Source organism: Mesorhizobium sp. LMG 17147 (genome assembly GCF_024297145.1).
In the GTDB taxonomy this organism is placed as follows: domain Bacteria; phylum Pseudomonadota; class Alphaproteobacteria; order Rhizobiales; family Rhizobiaceae; genus Mesorhizobium.
The window spans coordinates 567,608-592,553 of sequence record NZ_JANCTC010000001.1 but is presented as its reverse complement, the minus strand read 5'-3'; the positions used below and the strand labels follow the sequence as shown (position 1 = coordinate 592,553).

Here is a 24,946-nt window from a genome sequence, read left to right as displayed (position 1 = left end):
GGAACCTGATGGGCGCCTATATACTGCGCCGCATCCTGTTGATGATCCCGACCCTGTTCGGCATCATGGCGGTATCCTTCGCCGTCATCCAGTTCGCGCCGGGCGGGCCGGTCGAGCAGGTCATTGCCAGGCTGACCAACCAGGGCGGCAGCGATCGCCTCGGCGGTGGCGGCGGTGATGCCGGCGGCGCCAATTTCGATGTCGCCGGCGACGTCGGCTCGAAATACCGCGGCGCGCAGGGGCTCGACCCGGAATTCATCAAGAAGCTGGAGAAGCAGTTCGGTTTCGACAAGCCGCCGCTCGAGCGCTTCGGCATGATGCTGTGGAACTATCTCCGCTTCGATTTCGGCGACAGCTATTTCCGCGACATCTCGGTGCTTGACCTGATCCTGGAAAAGATGCCGGTGTCGATCTCGATCGGACTGTGGATCACGCTCTTGTCCTATCTGATCTCGATCCCGCTCGGCATCCGCAAGGCAGTCAAGGACGGCTCCACCTTCGACGTCTGGACCAGCGGCGTCGTCATTGTCGGTTACGCTATTCCGGGCTTTCTGTTCGGCATATTGCTGATGGTGCTGTTTGCCGGGGGCTCGTTCTGGGACTGGTTTCCGCTGCGCGGCCTCACCTCCGACAATTGGGACCAGCTGTCGTGGCCGCAGCGGATTGTCGACTATTTCTGGCACATGACCCTGCCGCTGACGGCGCTGGTGCTGTCGGCCTTCGCCACGACGACGTTGCTCACCAAGAATTCCTTCCTCGAGGAAATCCGCAAGCAATATGTGGTCACAGCCCGCGCCAAGGGCCTGTCGGAGCGGCAGGTGCTTTATGGGCACGTCTTCCGCAATGCCATGCTGATCGTCATCGCCGGTTTCCCCGGTGCCTTCATCTCGGCATTCTTCACCGGGTCGCTGCTGATCGAGAACATCTTTTCGCTCGATGGCCTCGGCCTGCTTGGTTTCAACTCGGTGGTGCAGCGCGACTATCCGGTGGTCTTCGCCAATCTCTACATCTTCTCGCTGCTTGGTCTGTTCGTCGGGCTGCTGTCCGACCTGATCTATACCTGGGTCGATCCGCGCATCGACTTCGAGCGGAGAGACGTCTGATGGCGCAGGCGACAGCCGAAACGGCGCCGCCTCGGATCGCGCGGCCCTTTCTGTCGCCGCTCAACCAGCGGCGCCTGCAGAACTTCAAGTCCAACCGGCGCGGCTACTGGTCGTTGTGGATTTTCCTGTTCCTGTTCGTGCTGTCGCTGGTTTCCGAACTGATCGCCAACGACAAGCCGATCATCGCCTCCTACAAGGGCGAGATCCTGTTTCCGGTCCTGGTCGCCTATCCCGAGGAGAAGTTCGGCGGCTTCTATGCGGTCACCGACTACCGCGACCCGGTCATCCAGGACGAGATCAATGCCAATGGCTGGATGGTCTGGCCGCCGGTGCGCTACTCCTACCAGACCGTCAACAACGCCATTCCCGAAGCCGCACCGACCAAGCCGTCCTGGCTCTACGACAAGAAGACGCGGTGCAACCAGTATCCGAAAGGGGAAGCGGACCCCAATTGCAACGTCGGCAACTGGAACTGGCTGGGCACCGACGACCAGGCCCGCGACGTGCTGGCGCGCGTCATCTACGGCTTCAGGATCTCGGTGCTGTTCGGCCTGATCCTGACCGCCGGCTCGGCGCTGATCGGCGTGGCGGCCGGCGCCCTGCAGGGCTATTTCGGCGGCTGGACCGACCTTCTTTTCCAGCGCTTCATCGAGATCTGGTCGGCGATCCCAGTGCTGTACCTGCTCTTGATCGTCGCCGCCATCCTGCCGCCCGGCTTCTTCATCCTGCTCGGATTGATGCTGCTGTTCTCCTGGGTGGCGCTGGTCGGCGTGGTGCGGGCCGAGTTCCTGCGCGCCCGCAATTTCGAATATGTCAATGCGGCGCGCGCGCTCGGCGTGCCCAACATCACCATCATGTTCCGGCATCTGCTTCCCAATGCCATGGTGGCGACGCTGACCTTCCTGCCCTTCCTGCTCAGCGGCTCGATCTCGACGCTGACCTCGCTCGACTATCTCGGCTTCGGCCTGCCGCCCGGCTCCGCCTCGCTGGGCGAACTGTTGAAGCAGGCACAGCGCAACCTCAACGCCCCCTGGCTCGGCATTTCCGGCTTCGTCGTCATCTCGCTGATGCTGTCGCTGCTGGTCTTCGTCGGCGAGGCCACCCGCGACGCCTTCGATCCGCGCAAGACGTTCAGATGACCGCCCCTCTCCTCTCGGTCCAGGACCTCAGCGTCGCCTTCACGCAAGGCGGCAGCCAGTCGATCGCCGTCGACCATATCTCCTTCGACCTCGCCAGGGGCGAGACGGTGGCGCTGGTCGGCGAATCCGGCTCCGGCAAGTCGGTCACCGCGCTGTCGGTGCTGAAGCTGCTGCCCTATCCGACCGCCAGCCACCCGTCGGGAAAGATCCTGTTCCTCGGCGCCGACCTGCTTGCCGCGGACGAGAGAGACTTGCGCCGCGTGCGCGGCAACAAGATCACCATGATCTTCCAGGAGCCGATGACCTCGCTCAACCCGCTGCACACGATCGAGCAGCAGATCGTCGAAGTGCTGAAGCTGCACCAGGGCCTGGGCGATCGCAACGCCAAGGCGCGCACGCTGGAACTTCTGCACGAGGTTGGCATCCGCGAACCGGAAAAACGGCTCGACGCCTATCCACACCAGCTTTCCGGCGGCCAGCGCCAGCGCGTCATGATCGCCATGGCGCTCGCCAACGAGCCTGAACTGTTGATCGCCGACGAACCGACGACGGCACTCGACGTCACCGTCCAGGCGCAGATCCTCGAATTGCTGGCCGGCCTGAAAAGCCGCAAGAACATGTCGATGCTGTTCATCACCCACGATCTCGGCATCGTCAGGAAGATCGCCGACCGGGTTTGCGTGATGACCAAAGGCAAGATCGTCGAGACCGGCCCGACCAAGGAGATATTCGCCAATCCGCAGCACGCCTACACGCGGCATCTGCTTGCCGCCGAGCCGAAAGGCAAGCCGCCGGCGGCCAACCAGGCCGCCAAGCCGGTGATGGTCGGCAAGGACGTCAAGGTCTGGTTTCCGATCAAGAAGGGCTTCTTCCGGCGCACCGTCGACAATGTGAAGGCGGTCGACGGCATCGACGTCACCGTGCGGGCCGGCCAGACGCTTGGCGTCGTCGGCGAATCCGGCTCAGGCAAGACGACGCTCGGCCTGGCGCTGGCCAGGATGATCTCGTCGACCGGGACCATCCAGTTTAACGGACGCGGCATCGATCAACTGTCCTTCAGCGAAATGCGGCCGTTGCGGCGCGAGTTGCAGATCGTCTTCCAGGATCCGTTCGGTTCGCTCAGTCCGCGCATGTCGGTCGCCGAGATCATCGAGGAAGGGTTGAAGATCCACGAGCCGAAACTGTCTCCTGATGCGCGCGACGAGCGTGTCGTCGACGTGCTGAAGGAAGTCGGCCTCGATCCGGCGACGCGCAACCGCTATCCGCACGAATTCTCCGGCGGCCAGCGCCAGCGCGTCGCCATCGCGCGCGCCATGGTGCTCAACCCGCGTTTCGTCATGCTGGACGAGCCGACCTCGGCGCTCGACATGAGCGTGCAGGCACAGGTCGTCGACCTCTTGCGCAGCCTGCAGGCCAGGCACGACCTCGCCTACCTCTTCATCAGCCACGATCTGAGGGTCATCCGCGCGCTCGCCAACGAAGTCATCGTCATGCGTAATGGCAGGATCGTCGAGGCCGGTCCTTCCGAACAGATTTTCGGCAACCCGCGGACCGACTATACAAAGGCGTTGATCTCGGCCGCCTTCAAGATCGAAACGGCGCCGGTCGGTATCGTCAGCGAGTAGATTTTCGCCAGAGATCATGCACAAAATCAAAACGCTGCCGCGCCCTTGCGAGTCCGGACGCGAACGCTGTTGGTAAAAGGGAAAAACAATCCGCAATGGAAAAAGGCCGCATCCTGCTTGCCCTCACCGGTATTCATCCGCTGCGCTGGCGCGAACTGCTGTCGGCGGAGCGCGAAGTGGTGCTCGAGCCGAATGGCGCCGGCGATCCCTCGATCACCTATGCGGTGGTGTGGAAACAGCGGCCGAACCTGTTGTCGTCGCTGCCCAATCTGCGGGCTATCTTCTCGATCGGCGCCGGCGTCGACCACATTTTCGCCGATCCCACCTTGCCCGACGTACCGGTCGTCAAGGTGGTGGCCGACAACCTTACCCAGTACATGACCGAATACGTCGTCTGGCGGGTGCTCGACCACCATCGCCAGGGCATGCTCTACCGCGCCCAGCAGCAGAAGAAGATCTGGCACGAGCCGCAGCAGCGGCCGGCCGGCGACATCTCGGTCGGCATTATGGGGCTCGGCACGCTTGGCCGTGCTGCGGCATCGGTACTGTTGTCGCTCGGCTTTCCCGTTAATGGCTGGTCGCGCAGCGATCGGCCGATGGAAGGTGTCTCGACTTACGCGGGCGAGGCCGGGCTGATCCCGTTCCTCAACGCCACCGATATCCTGGTGGTGCTGTTGCCGCTGACGCCACAGACGCATGGCATCATCAACCACGGCGTGCTGAAGGAGCTGCGCAAGCGCAATGGCCTCGGCGGCTCGGTGCTGATCAATGCCGGCCGCGGCAGGCTGCAGAAGGACGCCGACATTTTGCGCGCGCTGGACGACGGGACGCTGAAGGAAGCCAGCCTCGACGTGTTCGAGGTCGAGCCGCTGCCGAAGACCAGCCCGCTATGGAGCCACCCGAAAGTGTTCGTGACGCCGCACGCGGCGGCAACTTCCGATCCGGTTCACCTGGCGCCGATCATGCTGCGTCAGATGGATGCCTTCGAGCGCGGCGAAGCGCTGGAAAATGTGGTCGATCGCGACGCGGGGTATTGATTTTTAGAGCGTCGCTTTCCGGTCTCAGCCCCAGCCGAGCGGCACGTAGTCGATCTCCATAAACGCCTCGACCTCCGGGATCCAGCGGTCGCGGACGAAGGCGACGTGGTCGGGATGGTCGTTGTAGCCGGAGTAAGCCCGCTGATCGGCGAACTCCATCGAGAAGCCGAAACGGTAGTCGTTCTTGGGGCTGACCTGCCGCAACTGCTCGAAATGCGTGACGCCCTTTATCGCCGTGAGGATCGTCTTGGCGTCGGCGAGGAACCTTTTTTCCTCGAGCGAATGCGGCGGGTGCTTTAGCGTGAACACGACGGTGTGACGGATCATTTTTTGCTCCTGCGATGTCTTCGTATCACGCGCTGTCGGCCCAGGCGCGGATAAGGTTATAGGCGATCGCCCCCTTCGGCGGTGTCACCAGGCCGCCCGGATGCTCGCGGGCCAGCATCGAGAGCACCTCGTCGCGAAAGAACCAGCGGCAATCTTCCAGCTCGTTGAAGTCGGGGTGGATATCGTCGTTGAGCGGTTCGCCGAAGCAGCCGATCATCAGCGAATAGGGAAACGGCCAGGGCTGGCTGGCGTGGTAGACGACGCGGCCTAGCCGAATGCCGGCTTCCTCCAGCGTTTCGCGGCGCACCGCCGCCTCGATCGTCTCGCCCGGCTCGATGAAACCGGCGAGCGCCGAATACATGCCGGGCCCGAAATGCCGGCCGCGGCCGAGCAGGCATTTTTCGCGTGTTGCCGTCAGCATGATCGCCACTGGGTCGGTGCGCGGAAAGTGCTCCATCCCGCAGGCCCGGCAATGCCGCTTGTAACCGCCCGCCCGCATCTCGGCTTCGGTGCCGCATTTGCTGCAGAAGCGATGGCTGGCATGCCAGGCAAGCAGCGCCGCCCCTTGCGCCAGCGCGCCGGCGGCCGCTTCGTCGATCAACCCCTGCATATAGACCGAGCGATAGTCGATGGCCTTGATCGTCTCGGGAAGCTGCTCGGGCTCGACTCCGGCCGGCACCGCCAGCACCGGGCCGCTTTCGGAAAAACCGAGCAGCACGCCGTTTTCGAGCGATGCTTCGAGCGGCCGGCATTCGGCCACGCCGAACCAGGGGTCGAATGCGCCTTGCGCAAGCTTCAGATAGAGCCGGCCGCCACGCATCAGCAAAAGCCGCGCCGAAGGATCGGCGAGCGCCTTTTCGACGGAATCGTCGGCGCGGTTTTCGGACTGCCGGTCGATAATGTTGCCGGCGAAGCCGACGAACTGGCTCGGCTCGCGCAAGGGCGCGTCAAACAGGCGAAAGCTCATGCAGACTCGGGAAGGTTCAAGATGGACACGGGGGAGGCTTATAGCGCTGCCTTGATCTTTTCCGCAAACTTGCGAAGGTCGGAGCGCTGATAGGGCTCGCGCAGGCCGTGCCCCCACACCGGGCCAGGCCAGCCGGGATCGCCTTCCGAGCGCGCAACGACGTGTACGTGCAACTGGCGCACGATGTTGCCGAGTGCGCCGGTGTTGATCTTGGTGCAGCCGGTCACCCGCTTCAGCGCCAGCGCCACCATGTTGGTCTCGAAGGTCAGCATCGCCTGGTCGAGCGGCGTCATATCGTGGATTTCCTCGATGCCCGGCCGCTGCGGCACCAGCAGCAGCCATGGCCAGCGGCGGTCGTTCATGACGCGCAGTTCGCACAGGCCGAGCCACATCAGCTGTTCGCTGTCGGCTTCCAGCTTGGCGTCAAGCGTGAATCCGGCCTTGAGGCCCGGCAGCATCGGCGTTTCCCTCACTTTTTGACGTTTTTTTGAACTCTATCGACGCTAGAGCGGCTTCCGAAGGGCCGCAAGGGGCAGCAAGCAACATTGGCCGTCGCGGCGCTGATTGTGCGCGAAGAAAGTGAAGGCCCGGGCAAATTGCATCAGGTTGGCGCCGTCCGCCGAGATCGACGATTTTGATCGCGGCCACATTTTGTTCTTGCTTTGTGCCGGCAGCTATGCTACTAATCCCGCTACTGTGATTATTCGCACCAACGACCCGCCCGCCGAGGCGGGTTTTTGGTTTCAGCTTTCGTCGCCGCTCAGGCCCCTATCATCCGCACTTGCATTTCATCGCCGGATTGCCGATATGGAGGCTGGGAGGTTGGTGGTGGACGGTCCACTCGCCAACCGGGTCAGGTCCGGAAGGAAGCAGCCCTAACGAGCCCGGAACGGGTCATTGTTCCAGCCTCCCGCCTCTTCGCCTTTTGCCCCGACATTGACGGCGCCAAGCCGTGCGGGCGAAACTATGCGCAGGAATCGGCCGCCTCCAGTGGCAGCCCTTGGAGCTTAACGGGCGAATGAGCGAAGCCGGAAACGAGGCCGGGAAATTGGACAAGCCTGCCGCCTACCGCGTGCTGGCGCGCAAATACCGACCGTCGAATTTCTCCGAGCTGATCGGCCAGGAGCCGATGGTCCGCACCTTGACCAATGCCTTTGCCACCGGCCGCATCGCCCAGGCCTGGATGCTGACCGGCGTGCGCGGCGTCGGCAAGACCACGACCGCGCGCATACTCGCCCGGGCCCTGAACTACAAAACACCGACGGTCGACCAGCCTTCCGTCGACCTTGCCGTGCTCGGCGAGCATTGCCAGGCGATCATGGAAGGCCGGCATGTCGACGTCATCGAGATGGACGCCGCCTCGCATACCGGCATCGATGACATCAGGGACATCATCGAGCGTGTGCGCTACGCCCCGGTGTCGGCGCGCTACAAGGTCTACATCATCGACGAAGTGCACATGCTTTCCAACCAGGCCTTTAACGGCCTGCTGAAGACGCTGGAAGAGCCGCCGCCGCACGTCAAGTTCATCTTCGCCACCACCGAAATCCGCAAGGTGCCGATCACCGTCCTGTCGCGCTGCCAGCGTTTCGACCTCAGGCGCATCGATGCGGCAATGATCAAGGCCGACCTTGCCAGGATAGCCGGTCTGGAGGGCATCGAAGTTGAAGACGATGCGCTGGCGATGATCGCCCGCGCAGCCGAAGGCTCGATGCGCGATGCGCAGTCCATCCTCGACCAGGCGATCGCCCATGGCGGCGGCGCGGTCAGCGCCGAAGCGGTGCGTGCCATGCTCGGCCTTGCCGACCGCGCCCGCATCGTCGACCTGTTCGAGCATGTCATGAAGGGCGACGTCGCCGCCGCGCTTGCCGAATTCCGTGCCCAGTACGATACCGGCGCCGATCCTGCCGCGGTGCTGACCGACCTTGCCGAGTTCAACCATCTGGTCACCCGTCTGCGTTTCGTGCCGACTGCCATCGACGACGCCTCGCTGTCCGAGGACGAGCGCCGGCGCGGCGCCGATTTCGCCAGCACGCTGTCGGTCAAGGTGCTGTCGCGGACATGGCAGATGCTCTTGAAAGGCATTCCCGAGGTGCAGACCTCCAACCGCCCGGTCAGCGCCGCCGAGATGGTGCTGATCCGGCTGGCGCATGCCGCCGACCTGCCGACGCTGGACGAGGCGCTGAAATCGCTGGAGAACGGCGTTTCGCCGCCGGGCGCGGCGCCGCGCGTGAATGGCGCGCCGGCAAGCCCCGGCCCCGCAAACCATGCGCCTGCAAGCGGTGGTGCCGGTGCCGTGGCGCAGACGCGGATGCCGACGGCCAATGGCGGCGCGCAGACGATGCGCCTGGTCGAGGCCGAGCCCGTGCCGACCAACTTCGTTGCTCCGCCGGAGCCGGTGGTCGAGGCGCCGCCGGTGCCGGTGAAATCGCTGGCCGATATTGTCGCCCTTGCCGACGCCCAGCGCGACATGGCCTTCAAGGTGCTGGTGAAGCGTTGCGTGCGCCTGGTGCGCATCGAGCCCGGCCGTATCGACGTCAGCCTGACCGACGATGCGCCGAAGATGCTGCTCAACGATTTGACCGCCAAGCTGCGCGCCTGGACGGGCCGCAGCTGGCTGGTGTCGCTGTCGAAGGAGGAGGGCGGCCAGACGCTGGCCGAGATGGAATCGACAAAGCGCGAAAACGCCTTCCTCGATGCCAAGAGCGACCCGACGGTTGCCGCCATCCTGGCGCGCTTTCCCGGCGCCAAGATCATCGATGTGCGCATTCCCGACGCGCCGGAAGCCGATGCGGCAGAGGCCGAAGTGCCGGTCGAGCCGCCGGCCGACGACGACGAAACCTGAACAACCAGCACCAACTGCAAAGGACCGTGCGATGAAAGATCTTCTCGGCCTGATGGGCAAGGCAAAGGAAATGCAGGCCAAGTTCCAGGCCATGCAGGATGAGATTGCCACGCTGGAAGCCACCGGACAGGCCGGCGGCGGCCTGGTCAGCGTGACGCTGACCGGCAAATTCGAGATGAAGTCGCTGAAGATCGACCCGGCGCTGTTCAAGGAGGACGAGGTCGAGATTCTCGAGGACCTGCTCCTCGCTGCCCACAACGACGCCAGGACCAAGGTCGAGCAGATCATGCAGGAGAAGACCAAGGCGCTGACCGCGGGACTGCCGATCCCGCCGGGAATGAAGCTGCCGTTCTAAGGTGTGTTGATATTCAGGTGATGCCGGCCTGCAAACGGCGGCTTCCTGCGCTTCCGGTGCTCACGTACGAAACGTACGCTCCGCTCCGGTTCTCGGAAGCCGCCATTTTCGGCTCGGCCTGACCTGAATCTCAGCACACCTCGAGCTGTGTTTACAGTTACCGCGTCGACTGAACCAATCTCTCCAGGCTTGGGCAAGCCCTCTTGCGGAGATTGCGGCGCTCCAAGGTCACGGCATGAATCCTTGGAACCATGCCGGCACCTGACCGAAGAGGGCAGCGATCCAACGCTCTTCGCCCGCCAGCTGTGTCTATTGGGCAACGCCCCAAAACTAATAACGCTTTAGCCATCTTTTTGCCTGAAAGTGTCTCATTCTTGCCGCAACCAGGGGCGGGCTGGCAGCAGAATGAGGGGACACCTGTTGATCTCTACCCGATGGAAGACGCCGTTGCGGCTCGGCGTCGTTATCTCGCCGCTGTTTTTGGCCGCTTGCAGTCAGACCGCCTCGCACGGCATGTCCAGCCTGACCGATGCCATTACGCCGGGTTTCCTGAGCTCGCGCTCCTACAATTCCACGCCGAAGGAGAAGGAATGCCTGGAGCGGGCGATGTTCTTCGAGTCCAACCGGTCGAGCCGTGACGGCATGATTGCGGTCGGCACCGTGGTGATGAACCGGCTGCGGTCCGGCAAGCACGGCAGCACCATCTGCGAAGTGGTTGGCGAGCGCGGGCAGTTCGCGCCGGGCGTCATGACACGGCCGATGAATTCGAAGGCGATGCCCGACGTCGAGGAGGCCGCCGAGGCGGTGCTCAAGGGCGAGCGCAAAGCCAAGTTGAAGAACACCATGTATTTCCACACCGCCGGGCTGCGCTTCCCCTACAAGAACATGCACTACACCATGGTCGCCGGCGGCAATGCCTTTTATGAAAAGCGCGGCCGCAACTGGCAGCCGCTGCCGGACGAACCGGTGGTCGCCATGGCCCAGGCCAAGCCGCAAGCGCCTGCCGCTCAGGCCATACTTGTCGCTTCGGCGGAGCCGGCTCGCGAGGTCAAGCCGACATTCGCCAAGGCAACCTATGTTAGCGCCGCCGCATCGCAGCCAGCAAGGCAGACAAGGGTGACTGCAGGAATGGCGACCGCGGCGAGGGCGGCACCGGAGAAGCCAATCCTTGTGGCGCTGCAAGAGCCAATGCAGGAACCGGACGCGGCCCGTTTCGGTGGAACCGTGAACCCCCGGCCGGTCACATCATTCCAGGCGGCGCCGGCAGAGCCGACAATGTCGTTCGAGACGACGCCCGAGAACACCGACGCCATCGGCGCGATGATCGCCGGCCAGATCCGGCCGCTGGAGGAAAACTGAGGCGGCCGGCGTCGGCGCGTTGTATGGGGAGAAATGCCCGGCAGGGCAATGAGGGGCGGCGCAACGCCGGGCGATTGCCTCTTTGCAGGCTGAACAGCGCGCCTCAGCGCTGTTCCAAAACCCGTTGAAAAATCCTAAACCGGAGCGATGTCGAAGCGAATCGCCGGTCCCGAGATCGAACGCCTGATCCAGCTGCTGGCCAAGGTGCCGGGGCTCGGCCCGCGTTCGGCGCGCCGCGCCGCGCTCCACCTCATCAAGAAGAAGGAGCAGCTGCTGGCGCCGCTCGCCGCGGCCATGGGCGAGGCGGTCGACAAGGTGCGCATCTGCTCGACCTGCGGCAATGTCGACACCTCCGATCCATGCATGATCTGCACCGACCCGCGCCGCGACCCCACCACGCTCATCGTTGTCGAGGACGTGGCCGACCTTTGGGCGCTGGAGCGGGCGACCGCCATGAACGTGCGTTATCATGTGCTCGGCGGTACGCTGTCGCCGCTCGACGGCATTGGTCCCGATGAGCTCAACATCCGTTCGCTGGTCGATCGCGTCGCCGGCGGCGAGGTCAAGGAAGTGATCCTCGCCGTCAACGCTACGGTCGAGGGCCAGACTACCGCGCACTACCTCACCGACCAGCTTTCCGGCTTCAACGTCAAGGTGACGCGCCTGGCGCACGGTGTTCCGGTGGGCGGCGAACTCGACTATCTCGACGAAGGCACGCTCGCCGCGGCACTGCGCTCGCGGACGGCGTTTTGAGGCGAGTTGCGGGAGGGTAGCTCTGAGATGATTGCGTTCTTTCACGCCCCCCTCTGCCCTGCCGGACATCTCCCCCTCAAGGGGGGAGATTGGCTGTCATGCCGGCTTTCGCCAATCTTCAACGCTGCGAAACTGGCGACGAAATCGAAACTGCCGATCTCCCCCCCTTGCGGGGGAGATGTCCGGCAGGACAGAGGGGGGTGGGACGGATCGCTGTTTTCGCAACATAGCCGTCTCGTTTCTTCTTGCAGTCCTCTTTGCCCTCATCCTCGCCACACCCGCCTCCGCGGCAAAGATCGACGACCAGTTCCGCACCTGGCTTGCCAACGACCTCTGGCCCGAAGCCAGCGCCAAAGGCATTTCCAGGAAAACCTTCGATGCCGCCTTCGACGGCGTCAAGCCGAACCTCAAACTGCCCGACCTGGTAAAGCCTGGCGAGAAGGCGACGACGCCGCGGAAACAGCATCAGGCCGAGTTCGGTTCGCCCGGCGCCTATTTCGCCGAAAGGATCGTCCGTGCGGTGACCGCCGGCGGCCGCACCCGCGAGGCGGCCAACGCTAGGACCCTTGCAGCGATCGAGAAACGCTACGGCGTGCCTGGCGAAGTGCTGCTGGCGATCTGGGGCCGCGAGAGCGGCTTCGGCGCAGCGAAGCTGCCTTATGACGCCTTCGAGGTGCTGGGCACCAAGGCGTTCATGTCGACCAAGAAGGAATTCTTCCGCACCGAGGTCTTGGCGGCGCTGGAGATCGTCGAGCGCGGGCTTGCCCCGGTCGGTGCGATGAAATCGTCCTGGGCCGGCGCGCTCGGCCAGCCGCAGTTCATGCCGACGTCGTTCCTCAAGCATGCCGTCGATTTTGACGGCGACGGCCGCACCGACATCTGGAATTCGACGCCCGACATACTGGCATCGATCGCCAATTATCTCGTGCATTATGGCTGGGTCAGGGGCCGTGGCTGGGGCTTCGAGGTGACGGTGCCGGAAAGCGTCTCGTGCTCGCTCGAAGGTCCGGACCAGGGCAAGAAGATTTCCCAATGGGCTGATATGGGCATCAGGCGTGTGTCGGGTAAACCGTTCCCGGCGAGCGAACTGAAAGCCGAGGGCTTTCTTTTGATGCCGGCCGGGCGTAGCGGCCCGGCCTTCATCGTGACCCCCAATTTCTACGTGCTGAAGCAGTATAACACCAGCGATCTCTATGCCCTGTTCATCGGCCATGGCGCCGATCGCATCGCCCATGGCGACAGCAATTTCTCGGGCAATTGGGGCGCGGTCGGCGGGCTCTACCGCTCCGACATCGCCGCCCTGCAGCGGGCGCTGGAAGCCAAGGGCTACGATGTCGGCAGCGCCGACGGCCTGCCTGGCTTCAAGACGCGCCGCTCGATCGGCAAGTGGCAGGCCAGCAACGGCCGTTCCGCTACCTGCTTTCCCGACGCCGACCTGGTTACCGCGCTGAAATAGCCGGATTTTCGCACCGCCGGTCTGGCCCAATCGACCGTTCTGCAAATGCTCGTTGCCGCGCTCGAAACCGCCGGATATGGTGAGCTGGAACCGCACAAAAATTGCCAATACGACGGTCCGGGGATCACCGTTCGACGCGGCAAGAAATGCCACAACCCTGAGCCGGGAACTCAGGTCAACAAAAACAGGGAACAGTTGAAATGATGATGGAAAAGTTTGCTCTACGCACCCGCTTCTTGCTCGCGGGCGCCGCCATGTCCGCGCTGCTTCTGGCCGGTGCGCCTGCCTTCGCGGTCACGCCCGCCGACACGCTGGTCGAGGGTTTCGCCATCGACGACATCATCTCCATGGATCCGGGCGAGGCATTCGAACTGTCTACCGCCGAAGTCACCGGCAACACCTACGATCTCCTGGTGCGCCTCGACCTCAGCGACACCTCGAAGGTCAAAGGCGATCTCGCCGAAAGCTGGAGCGTCTCCGACGACGGCCTGACCTACACGTTCAAGCTCAAGCCCGGCCTCAAATTCGCCTCCGGCAATCCGATCACAGCGGCGGACGTCGCCTATTCGTTCGAGCGCGCCATCAAGCTCGACAAGAGCCCGGCCTTCATCATCGGCCAGTTCGGCATCGACGGCGGCAACGTCACCGAGAAGGCCAAGGCCGTTGATGACACGACGTTCCAGTTCACCGTCGACAAGGCCTATGCGCCGAGCTTCGTGCTGAACTGCCTGTCGGCGACGGTCGCCTCGGTCGTCGACGCCAAGCTGGTCAAGGAGCATGTCGCGGCGGTCACGCCGAGCGCCGACTACAAATGGGACAATGATTTCGGCAATGCCTGGCTGAAGACCGGCTATGCCGGCTCCGGTGCCTTCAAGCTGCGCGAATGGCGCGCCAACGAGGTTGTCGTCCTTGAGCGCAACGACAATTACTACGGCGAGAAGGCCAAGCTTGCCCGCGTCATCTATCGCAACATGAAGGAAAGCTCGGGCCAGCGCCTGGCGCTGGAAACCGGCGATATCGACGTCGCCCGCAATCTCGAGCCAAACGATCTCGACGCCATCGCCAAGAACGCCGATCTCACCACCACCAGCGCGCCGAAAGGCACGGTTTTTTACATCAGCCTCAACCAGAAGAACCCGAACCTCGCCAAGCCCGAGGTCCGCCAGGCTTTCAAATATCTGGTCGACTACGACGCGTTGAGCTCAACCATCCTCAAGGGCATCGGCGAGATCCACCAGACCTTCCTGCCCAAGGGCGACCTTGGTGCTCTCGACGAAAACCCGTTCAAGCTCGATGTCGCCAAGGCCAAGGACCTGCTTGCCAAGGCGGGTCTCGCCGACGGCTTCAACGTCACCATGGACGTACGCACCGGCCAGCCGACCACCGGCATGGCGGAATCGATCCAGCAGACGCTGGGACAGGCCGGCATCAAGCTGGAGATCATCCCCGGCGACGGCAAGCAGACGCTGACCAAATACCGCGCCCGCAACCACGACATCTATATCGGCCAGTGGGGCCAGGATTATTTCGACCCGAACTCCAATGCCCAGACCTTTGCCAGCAACCCGGACAATTCGGATGAAGCCAAGACCAAGACCCTGGCCTGGCGCAATGCTTGGGACATTCCGGACTTGACCAAGCAGACGGAGGCGGCCCTGCTCGAGAAGGATTCGGCCAAGCGCGCCGCAATGTACGAGGATCTTCAGAGGAAGATCCTCGATACCAGTCCTTTCGTCATCATCCACCAGCAGCTGGAAGTGGCTGGCCTGCGCAAGAACCTCAAGGGCTTTGCGCTCGGTCCGAGCTTCGACACCAACTTCGTCGGCCCGGTTTCGAAGGAGTGATGTCGGCGGACGCGCCGCATGAGCTTGGCTGAAAGGGAAACGACGGCGGGGCGCGGCAGCGCTCGCGCCGTTGCCGCTGCCTCATCGATCGCCCGATTCCTGGTCATCGCGATAACGACTTATCTCGGTCTGCTCGCGGTGACCTTCTTCATCGGCCGGGTGATCCCGATCGACCCGGTGCTGGCGGTGCTCGGCGACCGGGCGCCGACCAATGTCGTCGAACGAACGCGCCGCGAGATGGGTCTCGACCTGCCGCTGGTCGAGCAGTTCTACATCTATGTCAAACATGCCCTGAACGGTGATTTCGGCACCTCGGTGCTGACCACCAATCCGGTGATGACGGACATCCGTCGCGCCTTTCCGGCGACGCTCGAACTGGCAACACTGGGGACGCTGATCGGTTCGGTGATCGGCGTGCCGCTTGGTGTGCTGGCGGCCGTGCGGCGCGGCAGCATCATCGACCAGATCGTGCGCATCATCGGTCTTGTCGGCTATTCCGTGCCGATCTTCTGGCTGGGGCTGCTGGCGCTGGTGCTGTTCTACGCCAAGCTGCAATGGGTCGCCTTTCCCGGCCGCCTCGATATCGTCTACGAATACACCTTCACGCCGATTACCGGCTTTTACCTGCTGGATGCACTCTGGCAGCGGCAGTGGGACGTTTTTGCCGATGCCTTCCGCCACATCATCCTGCCTGCCTCGCTGCTCGGCTATTTCTCGCTCGCCTACATCAGCCGCATGACGCGCTCCTTCATGCTGAACGAACTCACCCAGGAATACATCGTCGCGGCGCGCGCCAAGGGCCTGTCGGAAACGCGCATCATCTGGGGTCACGCGCTGCGCAACGCCGCGGTGCCGATGGTTACGGTGATCGCACTGTCCTATGCCGGGCTGCTCGAAGGCTCGGTGCTGACCGAGACGGTGTTTTCGTGGCCGGGCATCGGCCTCTACATCACCAACTCGCTGCAGAACGCCGACATGAATGCCGTGCTTGGGGGCACGATCATCATCGGCTCGGTCTTCATCGGCATCAATCTTTTGTCCGACCTGCTCTACCGGCTGCTCGACCCAAGGACCAAGGCAGGATGAGGACCAAGGCAGGATGAGCGCAGAAGCGATTCAAACCCGCCGTGATTGGCTGCTCAGCGAGCGGCCGGCGTCGCGCGTGCAGGCAAGGCTCGGCCGCGCCTATGTAGCCTGGCGGCGCTTTTCCGCCAACCGGCTGGCCTTTGTCGGCCTGCTCATCATCATCGCCCTGCTGGTGGTCGCGGCCTTCGCCGATGTGCTGGCGCCCTATTCGCCGACATTCGGCGACCTCAAGGGCTCGCGGCTGCTGGCGCCAAGTGCCGCGCACTGGTTCGGCACCGACGATCTCGGCCGCGATATCTATTCGCGCATCATCTTCGGTTCGCGTTGGACGCTCTATGTCGTCATTCTGGTCGCCATCATCGCCGCGCCCATCGGCTTGCTGGTCGGCACCGTTGCCGGCTATGCCGGCGGCTGGACCGATGCGATCCTGATGCGCATCACCGACATCTTTCTCGCCTTTCCGAAGCTGATCCTGGCGCTGGCCTTTGTCGCCGCGCTCGGCCCCGGCATCGAAAATGCCGTGCTTGCCATCGCCATCACCTCGTGGCCGCCCTATGCCCGCATTGCCCGCGCCGAAACGCTGACGGTGCGCAATTCCGATTATATCAAGGCGGTGCAACTGATGGGCGCTTCGCCGTTTCGCATCGTGCTTCGCCACATAATGCCGCTCTGCATCTCCTCGCTGATCATCAGGGTGACGCTCGACATGGCCGGCATCATCCTGACCGCCGCCGGCCTCGGCTTCCTCGGCCTCGGCGCGCAGCCGCCGCTGCCGGAATGGGGCGCGATGATCGCGTCGGGCCGACGCTTCGTGCTCGACCAGTGGTGGGTGGCGGGCGCGCCGGGCTTTGCCATCCTCATCGTCAGCCTCGGCTTCAACCTGCTCGGCGACGGCCTGCGCGACGCGCTCGATCCGCGAAGCGGTGACCAATGAGCACGCTTCTCGAAGTCGACGACCTGCGCGTCACCTTCCCGACGCGTACCGGCCTGATCGAGGCAGTGCGCGGCGTTTCCTTCTCGCTCGGCCGCGAACGGCTCGGCATCGTCGGCGAGAGCGGTTCGGGCAAGTCGCAGACCGGCCGCGCCATCATGGGCGTCACCCCGCCGCAGGCCGAGGTGACCGCAAAGACGCTTGCTTTCGACGGCATCGACCTGCTGGCCGCCTCGCCGCGCGAGCGCCGCGCACTGCGCGGCAAGCGTATCGCCATGATCCTGCAGGATCCGAAATATTCGCTCGACCCGGTGATGAGCATCGGCCGCCAGATCGTCGAGACACTGCGCACGCATGAGAAAGTCTCCAAGGCCGAAGCCCGCGACCGCGCGCTTGCCATGCTGGAGGCTGTGCAGATCCGCGATCCGGCCCGTGTCTTCGACCTGCATCCGCACGAGGTTTCCGGCGGCATGGGCCAGCGCGCCATGATCGCCATGATGCTGATCGCCGGGCCGGAGATGATGATCGCCGACGAGCCGACCTCGGCACTCGACGTCACCGTGCAGCTCGACGTGCTCGGCATCCTCGACCGGCTGGTCAGCGAGCGCGGCATGGGGCTGATCTTCATCTCGCACGACCTGCGCTTGGTCTCATCTTTCTGCGATCGTGTCATCGTCATGTATGCCGGCAAGGTGGTCGAACAGCTCAAAGCCTCGGAGCTCGGCCGTGCCCAGCATCCCTATACGCGCGGCCTGCTCAACTGCATGCCCAAGATCGGCGCCGACCGTCACCCGCTGCCGGTGCTCGACCGCAAGCCGGAGTGGGCGGCATGACGGCAGCCCTTTCCGTCGACCGGCTGGAGGTGGTCTTCGACCGTTTTCGCGCGCTGAAGGGCGTCAGCCTTGAAGTCGAGTCCGGTGAATCCTTCGGCCTGGTCGGCGAGTCCGGCTCCGGCAAGTCGACGTTACTCAGGGCAATCGCCGGCTTGGCGCCGGCCGCTTCGGGCACCATCGCCGTCAACGGCAAACAGCTCGGCGCGCGCCGCGACAAGGCGTTCTACCGCGAGGTGCAGATGGTCTTCCAGGACCCGTACGGCTCGCTGCACCCGCGCCAGACCGTCGACCGCTTGCTGCAGGAGCCGCTCGCCATTCACGGCTTTGCTGACGGCGAAAAGCGCATCCAGCGGGCGTTGGACGAGGTCGGCCTGGGCACCGGCTTCCGTTTTCGCTATTCGCATCAATTGTCCGGCGGCCAGCGCCAGCGCGTGGCAATCGCCCGTGCCCTGATCCTTGAACCGTCGATCCTGCTGCTCGATGAGCCGACCTCGGCGCTCGACGCTTCGGTGCAGGCGGAGGTGCTGAACCTGCTGGAAGAGATCCGGCGGCGGCGCAAGCTGACCTTCCTGATGGTCAGCCACGACCTCGCCATCATCACCCATATGTGCGAGCGGCTGATGGTGATGCAGAACGGCGAGGCGGTCGAGCACCTCACCGCCGGCGACCTCGTCGAGCGCCGCGTCACCAAGGACTACACGCGCAATCTGCTGAGGGCGAGCGAGGGGTTTGTCAGGACGGCATGAGCGACGGGCGTTCGGTTGCCGACATCGGCAACTGAATCCTGATTCCATGCAATGCGCCAGGATGGAACTGGATTCTAATTATCGGTGGCGATTTGCGGTGCGCCGGACTTTTTCGACAGCATCGACCCTTTGCAGACGATCCTATGGAAGCTATGGTTCAGGGATGGGGTGTCCGGTCGTCCTTCGACGCAGCAACTTTGCTAGCCCCGCTTGAACGTGACCAACACGCCCGCTCACATAGACCCAGACCTTTTTTCGCAGTTTCGCTCGCAAGTGCTCGTGTTGGACGCAACGAACTATGCCATCGATCACTTCGATACGAACGGCGAAACTCCGCCATGGATATACGAGCACTCTTCGGAACTCGTGGAAGATGGTGGCGCACTCCTGGTTCGCGGCGGCTTATCTGCGGACCGCGATGGCCTGCAGTGGTCGAAAACATCGACGATTGGCGCCTGGACCTCATGATATTCGGCTGACGGTGGAAGGGGTCCTTCCAGCCGGACTGTCGAGATGATCTACCTGGACCTGCTGGCCAAACTGACGGCTATCGAAAACACGACCATCAACAGTATCCATGTGATGGTCGAGTAGGTTCCCGAAGGCGTCGTATGCCAGGAAGAAACGGTCTCGGCCATTAGACCGTCTCGCTGACTCGGGCCGCAAGAAAATCAGGCAGATCGGCAACTGAATCGAGGATGACGTCGGCGATCTGCGACAGCGATTCCCGTGTACCGGTGCCGGACAGCACGCCGATCGCCAGGCCACAGCCGCCGGCCCGCGCCATCTCCAGATCGTGGCGATTGTCGCCGACCATTGCGATCGTCGCCGGCCTGAGCCCTGTCAGATCCGAGAAGGCAAGGATCGTATCCGGCGCCGGTTTTGGATTGGCCACCGCATCATAACCATAGGCGGCGTCGAAAAGCTGCGCGACGCCCAGAGTGACCAAGGTCTTTTCCGCGCCGCTGGTCGAGTCGTTGGTGGCGACGCCAAGCCGGTAGGATTTTCTGTGAAGCAGGCCAAGCGTCTCGACCACACCCGGCAGCGCCACCGCCATTGCCGATCCCTGCGCCGAAGTGATGGCGTTGAAGCGGGCGACGGCAAGCATCTGGTCCTCGTCGGACAGCCGTGGAAACCACAGCTCGACGACGTCCATGTTGGTACCGGAGGCAAAAATCGAATCCGGCTTGAAGCGCTTGGCGGCGAAGTCGAAGCCCGCCGCCGCAAGCAGCCTGTCTGCTTTCCAGCGATCGCCTTCGGCCGCATCCATCGCCATGAAGTCGGCGATGCCCAGCCATGTCGCGTTGAAATCTACGAGCGTGCCGTCCTTGTCGAACAATATTCCCTTGATGTCCGCCAAGCTTTTCACTCCGGGCCGCGCAAGCGGTGGATGTATTCCACCAGTCCGGCAGTCGAGGCGTCCCGCTTTGCGGCGTTCTCCTTGCCTTCAACGACGGGCAGCAGCCCGGTCGCCAGTTCCTTGCCGAGTTCGACGCCCCATTGGTCGAAGGAGTTGATGTTGAACAGCGTGCCTTCGACGAAGACGCGGTGCTCGTAGAGCGCAATCAGCCGTCCGAACGTGTGGGGGTCGAGCTTTCTGTAGAGGATCGTCACCGAGGGGCGGTCGCCGGAGAAGACGCGGTGCGGAGCAATCCTGTCGACATCAGCCGGCTTCATGCCTTTCGCCAGCATCTGTGCGCGGGCTTCCTCCAGTGTGCGGCCCTTCATGAAAGCTTCCGATTGCGCCAGGCAATTGGCAAGCAGAAGGTCGTGGTGATGCTTCAGTTCCGGCTCGTGGCCGACGGCAGCGGCGAGGAATTCGACCGGAATGAAATCGGTGCCCTGATGCAGAAGCTGGAAGAAGGCATGCTGGCCATTGGTGCCGGGCTCGCCCCAGACCAGCGGGCCGGTCGGCGTCGTCACAGCGCCGCCGTCCAGGGTGACGCTCTTGCCGTTCGATTCCATGTCGAGCTGCTGCAGATAGGCCGGGAGCCTGGACAGTCGCTGATCGTAGGGGATGACTGCGCGAGCGGGGTATTTGCAGATCACGCGGTGCCACCAGCCGATCAGGCCCATCAGCGCCGGCAGGTTCTTCGCCAGCGACGCCGTGCGGAAATGCTCGTCCATTTCATGGGCGCCGTCGAGAAAGGCGCGAAAATTCCGCGGGCCGACGGCGATCATCACCGGCAGGCCGATCGCACCCCAGACGGAATAGCGGCCGCCGACCCAGTCCCAGAAGCCGAAGACGCGATCGGGCGCGATGCCGAATTTGGCGACCAGGTCGAGCGCCGTCGAGACGGCGGCGAAGTGCTTGCCGACCGCTTCCTTGCCGAGCGCCTTCTCGACCCATCCGCGCGCGGTCTCGGCATTGGTCATAGTCTCGACCGTGGTGAAGGTCTTGGACGCGATGATGAACAGGGTGGTTTCGGCGGAAAGTCCCTTCAGCGTGTCGTGGATATGCGCACCGTCGATATTGGATACGTAATGCGCGCGCGGCCCGTCATGATAGGGCGCCAGCGCCAGCGTCGCCATGGCAGGGCCGAGATCGGAGCCGCCGATGCCGATGTTGACGATGTCGGTGATCTTCTTGCCGGTCGCGCCGGCTGCCTTGCCGGAACGCACCGCGTCGGCGAAGGCACCCATCGCGTCGAGTACGGCAAGGACTTCCGCCTTCACGTCCTGGCCGTCGAGCACGATGCCTTTGCCGGTTAGGTTGCGCAGCGCCGTGTGCAGCACAGCGCGGCCTTCGGTGACATTGATCTTCTTGCCGGCAAACATCGCGTCGCGCCGGCCTTCGAGGTCGGCGGCCTCAGCCAGCTTCTCCAGCAACTCCATCGTCCGCACATCGACCGCACATTTCGACCAGTCGAGCAGCACGTCGCCGTCGCTGGCGGAGAATTTCTCGAAGCGCTGCGGATCGGCGGCGAAAGCCTCGCGCATCGAGCCCGATTTGGCCGCACGATGATCGCGCAACGCGCCGAGCTGCTTTTGAAAGGACGGTTGATCCACTGCCTCACTCCGGTTCTTGAGGTGCATCTTATCAGGCCGGATGTTTCCGGCGCGTGTCGTCGCGGCAAACTATCGGGTCGAATTCCATCTGTTTCAATGCGCAGCGATGCCGCAGCGCAGCGCGGGCCGGCGCAAAGGATCACTGGCATAAATCCCAGCGATCAGAAAAATTGATTGGCGCAACACCTTGTGCCACCGGTACATTCGACTGGTCCAGCCAAGTGAAAAAAGCTGGCCATCGAGGAACATCTCCCATGCCACAGCGAAACGACACGGCCATATGGTCCGGCCTGTTCCGGATTTCGGCGGACTCCGGTCAGACCCTGCAGGCGCAGATCCGCCAGGCGATCGTCGCCGCCATCCTCGACCGGCAGATCGCGGCTTCGATGCCGCTTCCGTCCTGCCGGATTCTTGCCGAAAAACTCGGCGTGGCGCGGGGCACCGTGGTGCTGGCCTTCCAGCAGCTGGTCGACCAGGGCTTCCTGGTGGCGCGCGAGCGCCGCGGCCATTTTGTCAATCCCGAGGTGCTGGCGACGCCGGCCAAGCCGCACCAGAAGGCGCCCGACCAGGCCAACGAGATCGACTGGAAGGCGCGCCGGCAGATCGCGGCGAGCGACATGCCGCCGCCGGCCAAGCACGACAACTGGATCAAGTCGTCCTACCCCTTCGTCTACGGCCAGTTCGACCCGGCGCTGTTCCCGACCGCCGAATGGCGCGAGTGCAACCGCATGGCGCTGGCGGTGCTCGAAATCCGCAACTGGGCATCCGACATGGTCGACCGCGACGATCCGCTCCTGATCGAGCAGATCCAGGCCCGGCTGCTGCCGCGGCGCGGCATCTTCGCCAATCCGGACGAGATCATCGTGACGCTGGGCGCGCAGAACGCGCTTTACATGCTGGCCACGCTGTTGATGACCAAGGGCTCCAAGGTGGCGATGGAAGACCCCGGCTATCCCGATGCACGCTCGATCTTCCGGCTGGCCGGCGCCGATATCCAGCCGGTTCCAGTCGACCACTCCGGCATCGTAACCTCTGCCATTCCCAATGATTCCGGCTTCGTCTTCGTCACGCCCAGCCACCATTGCCCGACCATGGTGCCGCTGTCGGCGGAGCGGCGGCAAGATCTTCTGGCGCGCGCCAACCGGCACAACCAGATCATCATCGAGGACGGCTATGACAGCCAGCTCCTGGACGAGGCGCCGCAGCAGGCGCTGAAGAGCCTCGATCGGTCCGGCCGCGTCGTCTATGTCGGCTCGATGTCGAAGACGCTGGCTCCCGGCCTCAGGCTCGGCTACATCGTCGCCTCGGCCGGGCTGATCTCCGAGCTGCGGGCGCTGCGCCGCTTCATGCTGCGCCATCCGCCGGCCAACAACCAGCGCGCCGTGGCGCTCTTCCTGTCGCTCGGCCATCACGAGGCGCTGGTGCGGCGGCTGTCGAGCGCCTTCGACGAGCGGCGCAAGCGTCTGGTCCATGCGATTTCCGCCTTCCTGCCTGAGTGGCGCTCGACCGATTCGGCCGGCGGTACGTCGCTCTGGCTCGAGGGGCCGCGCGGCACCGATTCGCGCGGACTGGCGGAGGCCGCAGCCTCGCGCAGCGTCATCATCGAGCCCGGCGACCGCTTCTTCGATCGTACCGAAAAGCCATCGCGTTTCATGCGCTTGGGCATTTCCTCGATCGCGTTGCAGCACATCGAACCCGGCATCCGCGAACTGGCCACGGCAGCTGGACGCAGGCCGGCAGCGGCCTGATCTCCCTTCCCCGACCGGAGCCTGGCGCATGTAGTGCGGCTCCGGTTCTTTAGCACCTTGGCATATGCGACGGGATCGGCTGGCACATAGGCTGTGCCAATGCCGGCGGCATAGTCGGAGTATAGGGGACGAAGCGGGCAGATGGTGGACCAACCGCCGCGCCCGCTCCGCAGCTAAAGTTGGAGTGCCTTCATGCCAATGGCCCATGAGAAGCAGGACGTGTCCGCAGACCAGCGTTCGCGGCGGTCCGGCGGGCGCGAGGCGCGCCGCGCCATGCGGGCGGCACCGCTTGCCGACGACGTCAAGCCGGTGCGCGCCGGCCTCCAAGGCGGGAGCTACAGCCCGCTCAGCGGCAATGATTGCGAACGTATCCATGAGGCCGTGCTTACCCTTCTGGAGACAGTCGGCTTCGCCAATGCCATCCCCTCCTGCATCGAGGCACTGACCAAGGCGGGCGCGACCCTCGGTGAGGACGGCCGCCTGCGCTTTCCTCGCGGCCTTGTGCTCGACACCATCAAGAACGCGGCGCGGCATTTCACCCTGCACGGCCAGGATCCGAAGCACGACATGGTGATCCAGGGCAAGCGTGTGCATTACGGCACGGCTGGTGCTGCGGTGCATCTTGTCGATGTCGAAAAGCGTGAGTATCGCGAGTCGCTGCTGCAGGATATCTACGATGCCGCGCGCCTGGTCGAAGGGCTCGACAACATCCATTTCTTCCAGCGGCCGATGGTGCCGCGCGACATTCCCGACCCGCTCGATATGGATTTCAACACGCTCTACGCCTGCGTCTTGGGTACGTCGAAGCATGTCGGCACCTCGTTTACCGTGCGCGAGAACGTCAAGCCGGCGCTCGATATGCTCTATGCGATCGCGGGCGGCGAAGCGAATTTTCGCGCCCGGCCTTTCGTCTCCAATTCGAACTGCTTCGTCGTGCCCCCAATGAAGTTTGCCGAGGACGCCTGCGGCGTTCTCGAAGCCTGCGTCGAGGGCGGCATTCCGATCCTGCTGCTGTCGGCAGGACAGGCGGGTGCGACGGCACCGGCGGCGATTGCGGGCGCCGTGGTGCAGGCAGTCGCCGAAGTGCTCGTCGGCCTTATCTATGTCAACGCGATCAAGCCCGGCCATCCGGCGATCTTCGGCACCTGGCCGTTTGTCTCGGATCTCAGGACCGGCGCCATGTCGGGCGGTTCGGCCGAGCAGGCGGTGCTGACCGCGGCCTGCGCGCAGATGGCGCAATTCTACGACCTGCCGGGCGGTTCGGCCGCCGGCATGACAGATTCGAAACTGCCTGACATTCAGTCCGGCTACGAAAAGGGCATAACCGACGTGATGGCCGGTCTCGCCGGCCTCAACCTGGTCTATGAGTCGGCCGGCATGCACGCCTCGCTGCTCGGCTTTTGCCTTGAGAGCCTGATCATCGACAACGACATGCTCGGCCACTGCCTGCGCTGCGTGCGCGGCATCGAAGTGACGGACGAGTCGCTGTCGATCGACACCATTGCCGATGTCTGCCTGAAAGGGCCGGGTCATTATCTGGGCAACGAGCAGACGCTGCGGCTGATGCAGACCGAATATTTCTATCCGGCCGTCGGCGACCGCTTTTCGCCGAAGGAATGGAATGAGAAAGGCAGGCCCGATATCCTGCAACGGGCGATCATCGAGAAGAAACGCGTGCTTGCCGAACGCTTCCCGCGCCATGTGCCAAAACCGGTCGACGACAAATTGCGCGCCCGCTTCGGCGACATGATCAAGCTGCCGCGCGACAGAATGGGCGGCTGAG

At 63.7% G+C, this 24,946-nt stretch carries 22 protein-coding genes and 1 other RNA gene; 17 read left to right on the top strand and 6 right to left on the bottom strand.

Features of this window, described 5'->3' with window-relative positions:
- The first annotated feature begins 8 nt into the window (after positions 1-8).
- From NMG46_RS02880 to NMG46_RS02865, 4 genes are all read left to right on the top strand, one after another.
- Positions 9-1,103, top strand: a complete 1,095-nt coding sequence (locus NMG46_RS02880) for a microcin C ABC transporter permease YejB (protein ID WP_254816205.1) — start codon at positions 9-11, stop codon at positions 1,101-1,103.
- Positions 1,103-2,242 carry an ABC transporter permease gene (locus NMG46_RS02875; RefSeq protein ID WP_254816204.1) on the top strand — a complete coding sequence of 380 codons (1,140 nt, stop codon included), beginning with the start codon at positions 1,103-1,105 and terminating at the stop codon, positions 2,240-2,242. Before NMG46_RS02880 ends, NMG46_RS02875 begins: the two co-directional genes overlap by 1 nt.
- On the top strand, positions 2,239-3,867 hold the full coding sequence (locus NMG46_RS02870; protein WP_254816203.1) for an ABC transporter ATP-binding protein: 1,629 nt from the start codon (positions 2,239-2,241) through the stop codon (positions 3,865-3,867). The genes NMG46_RS02875 and NMG46_RS02870 overlap by 4 nt, the downstream gene beginning before the upstream one ends.
- A gap of 95 nt (positions 3,868-3,962) precedes the next feature.
- The gene (locus NMG46_RS02865) at positions 3,963-4,904 is read left to right on the top strand and encodes a glyoxylate/hydroxypyruvate reductase A (protein WP_254816202.1); all 942 of its coding nucleotides are present in this window, start codon (positions 3,963-3,965) and stop codon (positions 4,902-4,904) included.
- A gap of 24 nt (positions 4,905-4,928) precedes the next feature.
- On the opposite strand, the gene NMG46_RS02860 is transcribed toward NMG46_RS02865, so the two are convergent.
- From NMG46_RS02860 to NMG46_RS02850, 3 genes are read right to left on the bottom strand one after another with little or no spacing between them, the layout of a single operon-like run.
- Complete coding sequence (locus NMG46_RS02860) at positions 4,929-5,231, bottom strand: Dabb family protein (protein WP_254816201.1); 303 nt, start codon at positions 5,229-5,231, stop codon at positions 4,929-4,931.
- A 25-nt stretch (positions 5,232-5,256) separates the two neighbouring features.
- Positions 5,257-6,198 carry an NAD(+) diphosphatase gene (gene nudC, locus NMG46_RS02855; RefSeq protein ID WP_254816200.1) on the bottom strand — a complete coding sequence of 314 codons (942 nt, stop codon included), beginning with the start codon at positions 6,196-6,198 and terminating at the stop codon, positions 5,257-5,259.
- Positions 6,199-6,236: 38 nt separating this feature from the next.
- Positions 6,237-6,656, bottom strand: coding sequence for an HIT family protein (locus NMG46_RS02850; protein WP_254816199.1), 420 nt, complete (start codon positions 6,654-6,656; stop codon positions 6,237-6,239).
- A gap of 359 nt (positions 6,657-7,015) precedes the next feature.
- Here NMG46_RS02850 and ffs point away from each other — a divergent pair.
- The 11 genes from ffs to NMG46_RS02795 all read left to right on the top strand — a co-directional run bounded on the left by ffs (position 7,016) and on the right by NMG46_RS02795 (position 18,406).
- Positions 7,016-7,112: signal recognition particle sRNA small type (ffs, locus tag NMG46_RS02845), an RNA gene on the top strand.
- Between the two features lie 104 nt (positions 7,113-7,216).
- Complete coding sequence (locus NMG46_RS02840) at positions 7,217-9,043, top strand: DNA polymerase III subunit gamma/tau (RefSeq protein WP_254816198.1); 1,827 nt, start codon at positions 7,217-7,219, stop codon at positions 9,041-9,043.
- Between the two features lie 31 nt (positions 9,044-9,074).
- On the top strand, positions 9,075-9,398 hold the full coding sequence (locus NMG46_RS02835; protein ID WP_254816197.1) for a YbaB/EbfC family nucleoid-associated protein: 324 nt from the start codon (positions 9,075-9,077) through the stop codon (positions 9,396-9,398).
- A gap of 420 nt (positions 9,399-9,818) precedes the next feature.
- Positions 9,819-10,757: a cell wall hydrolase gene (locus NMG46_RS02830; RefSeq protein WP_254816196.1), complete on the top strand. Its 939-nt coding sequence runs from the start codon at positions 9,819-9,821 to the stop codon at positions 10,755-10,757.
- 147 nt (positions 10,758-10,904) lie between these two features.
- The gene (gene recR, locus NMG46_RS02825; protein WP_254816195.1) at positions 10,905-11,510 is read left to right on the top strand and encodes a recombination mediator RecR; all 606 of its coding nucleotides are present in this window, start codon (positions 10,905-10,907) and stop codon (positions 11,508-11,510) included.
- Positions 11,511-11,688: 178 nt separating this feature from the next.
- Positions 11,689-12,966 (top strand): lytic murein transglycosylase, encoded by a 1,278-nt coding sequence (locus tag NMG46_RS02820; RefSeq protein WP_254816194.1) that lies wholly within the window; start codon positions 11,689-11,691, stop codon positions 12,964-12,966.
- A 200-nt stretch (positions 12,967-13,166) separates the two neighbouring features.
- On the top strand, positions 13,167-14,810 hold the full coding sequence (locus NMG46_RS02815; RefSeq protein WP_254816193.1) for an ABC transporter substrate-binding protein: 1,644 nt from the start codon (positions 13,167-13,169) through the stop codon (positions 14,808-14,810).
- Between the two features lie 18 nt (positions 14,811-14,828).
- Positions 14,829-15,896, top strand: a complete 1,068-nt coding sequence (locus NMG46_RS02810) for an ABC transporter permease (RefSeq protein WP_254816192.1) — start codon at positions 14,829-14,831, stop codon at positions 15,894-15,896.
- Positions 15,897-15,909: 13 nt separating this feature from the next.
- On the top strand, positions 15,910-16,830 hold the full coding sequence (gene nikC, locus NMG46_RS02805) for a nickel transporter permease (RefSeq protein ID WP_254816191.1): 921 nt from the start codon (positions 15,910-15,912) through the stop codon (positions 16,828-16,830).
- On the top strand, positions 16,827-17,660 hold the full coding sequence (locus tag NMG46_RS02800) for an ABC transporter ATP-binding protein (RefSeq protein ID WP_254816190.1): 834 nt from the start codon (positions 16,827-16,829) through the stop codon (positions 17,658-17,660). Before nikC ends, NMG46_RS02800 begins: the two co-directional genes overlap by 4 nt.
- Positions 17,657-18,406, top strand: a complete 750-nt coding sequence (locus tag NMG46_RS02795) for an ABC transporter ATP-binding protein (protein ID WP_254816189.1) — start codon at positions 17,657-17,659, stop codon at positions 18,404-18,406. The genes NMG46_RS02800 and NMG46_RS02795 overlap by 4 nt, the downstream gene beginning before the upstream one ends.
- A 637-nt stretch (positions 18,407-19,043) precedes the next feature.
- Here the strand turns inward: NMG46_RS02795 and NMG46_RS02790 are convergent.
- The 3 genes from NMG46_RS02790 to NMG46_RS02780 form a co-directional block, all read right to left on the bottom strand.
- Positions 19,044-19,766 carry an HAD family hydrolase gene (locus NMG46_RS02790; protein ID WP_254816188.1) on the bottom strand — a complete coding sequence of 241 codons (723 nt, stop codon included), beginning with the start codon at positions 19,764-19,766 and terminating at the stop codon, positions 19,044-19,046.
- Between the two features lie 5 nt (positions 19,767-19,771).
- A complete protein-coding gene (pgi, locus tag NMG46_RS02785; RefSeq protein WP_254816187.1) occupies positions 19,772-21,415 on the bottom strand; it encodes a glucose-6-phosphate isomerase in 1,644 nt (547 codons plus the stop codon).
- Positions 21,416-21,508: 93 nt separating this feature from the next.
- Positions 21,509-21,664: a hypothetical protein gene (locus tag NMG46_RS02780; RefSeq protein ID WP_254816186.1), complete on the bottom strand. Its 156-nt coding sequence runs from the start codon at positions 21,662-21,664 to the stop codon at positions 21,509-21,511.
- 5 nt (positions 21,665-21,669) lie between these two features.
- Here NMG46_RS02780 and NMG46_RS02775 point away from each other — a divergent pair, with 5 nt between their 5' ends.
- Both NMG46_RS02775 and NMG46_RS02770 read left to right on the top strand, forming a co-directional pair.
- Positions 21,670-23,163 carry a PLP-dependent aminotransferase family protein gene (locus tag NMG46_RS02775; protein WP_254816185.1) on the top strand — a complete coding sequence of 498 codons (1,494 nt, stop codon included), beginning with the start codon at positions 21,670-21,672 and terminating at the stop codon, positions 23,161-23,163.
- A gap of 192 nt (positions 23,164-23,355) precedes the next feature.
- Positions 23,356-24,945, top strand: coding sequence for a trimethylamine methyltransferase family protein (locus NMG46_RS02770; RefSeq protein WP_254816184.1), 1,590 nt, complete (start codon positions 23,356-23,358; stop codon positions 24,943-24,945).
- Position 24,946 lies beyond the last annotated feature (1 nt).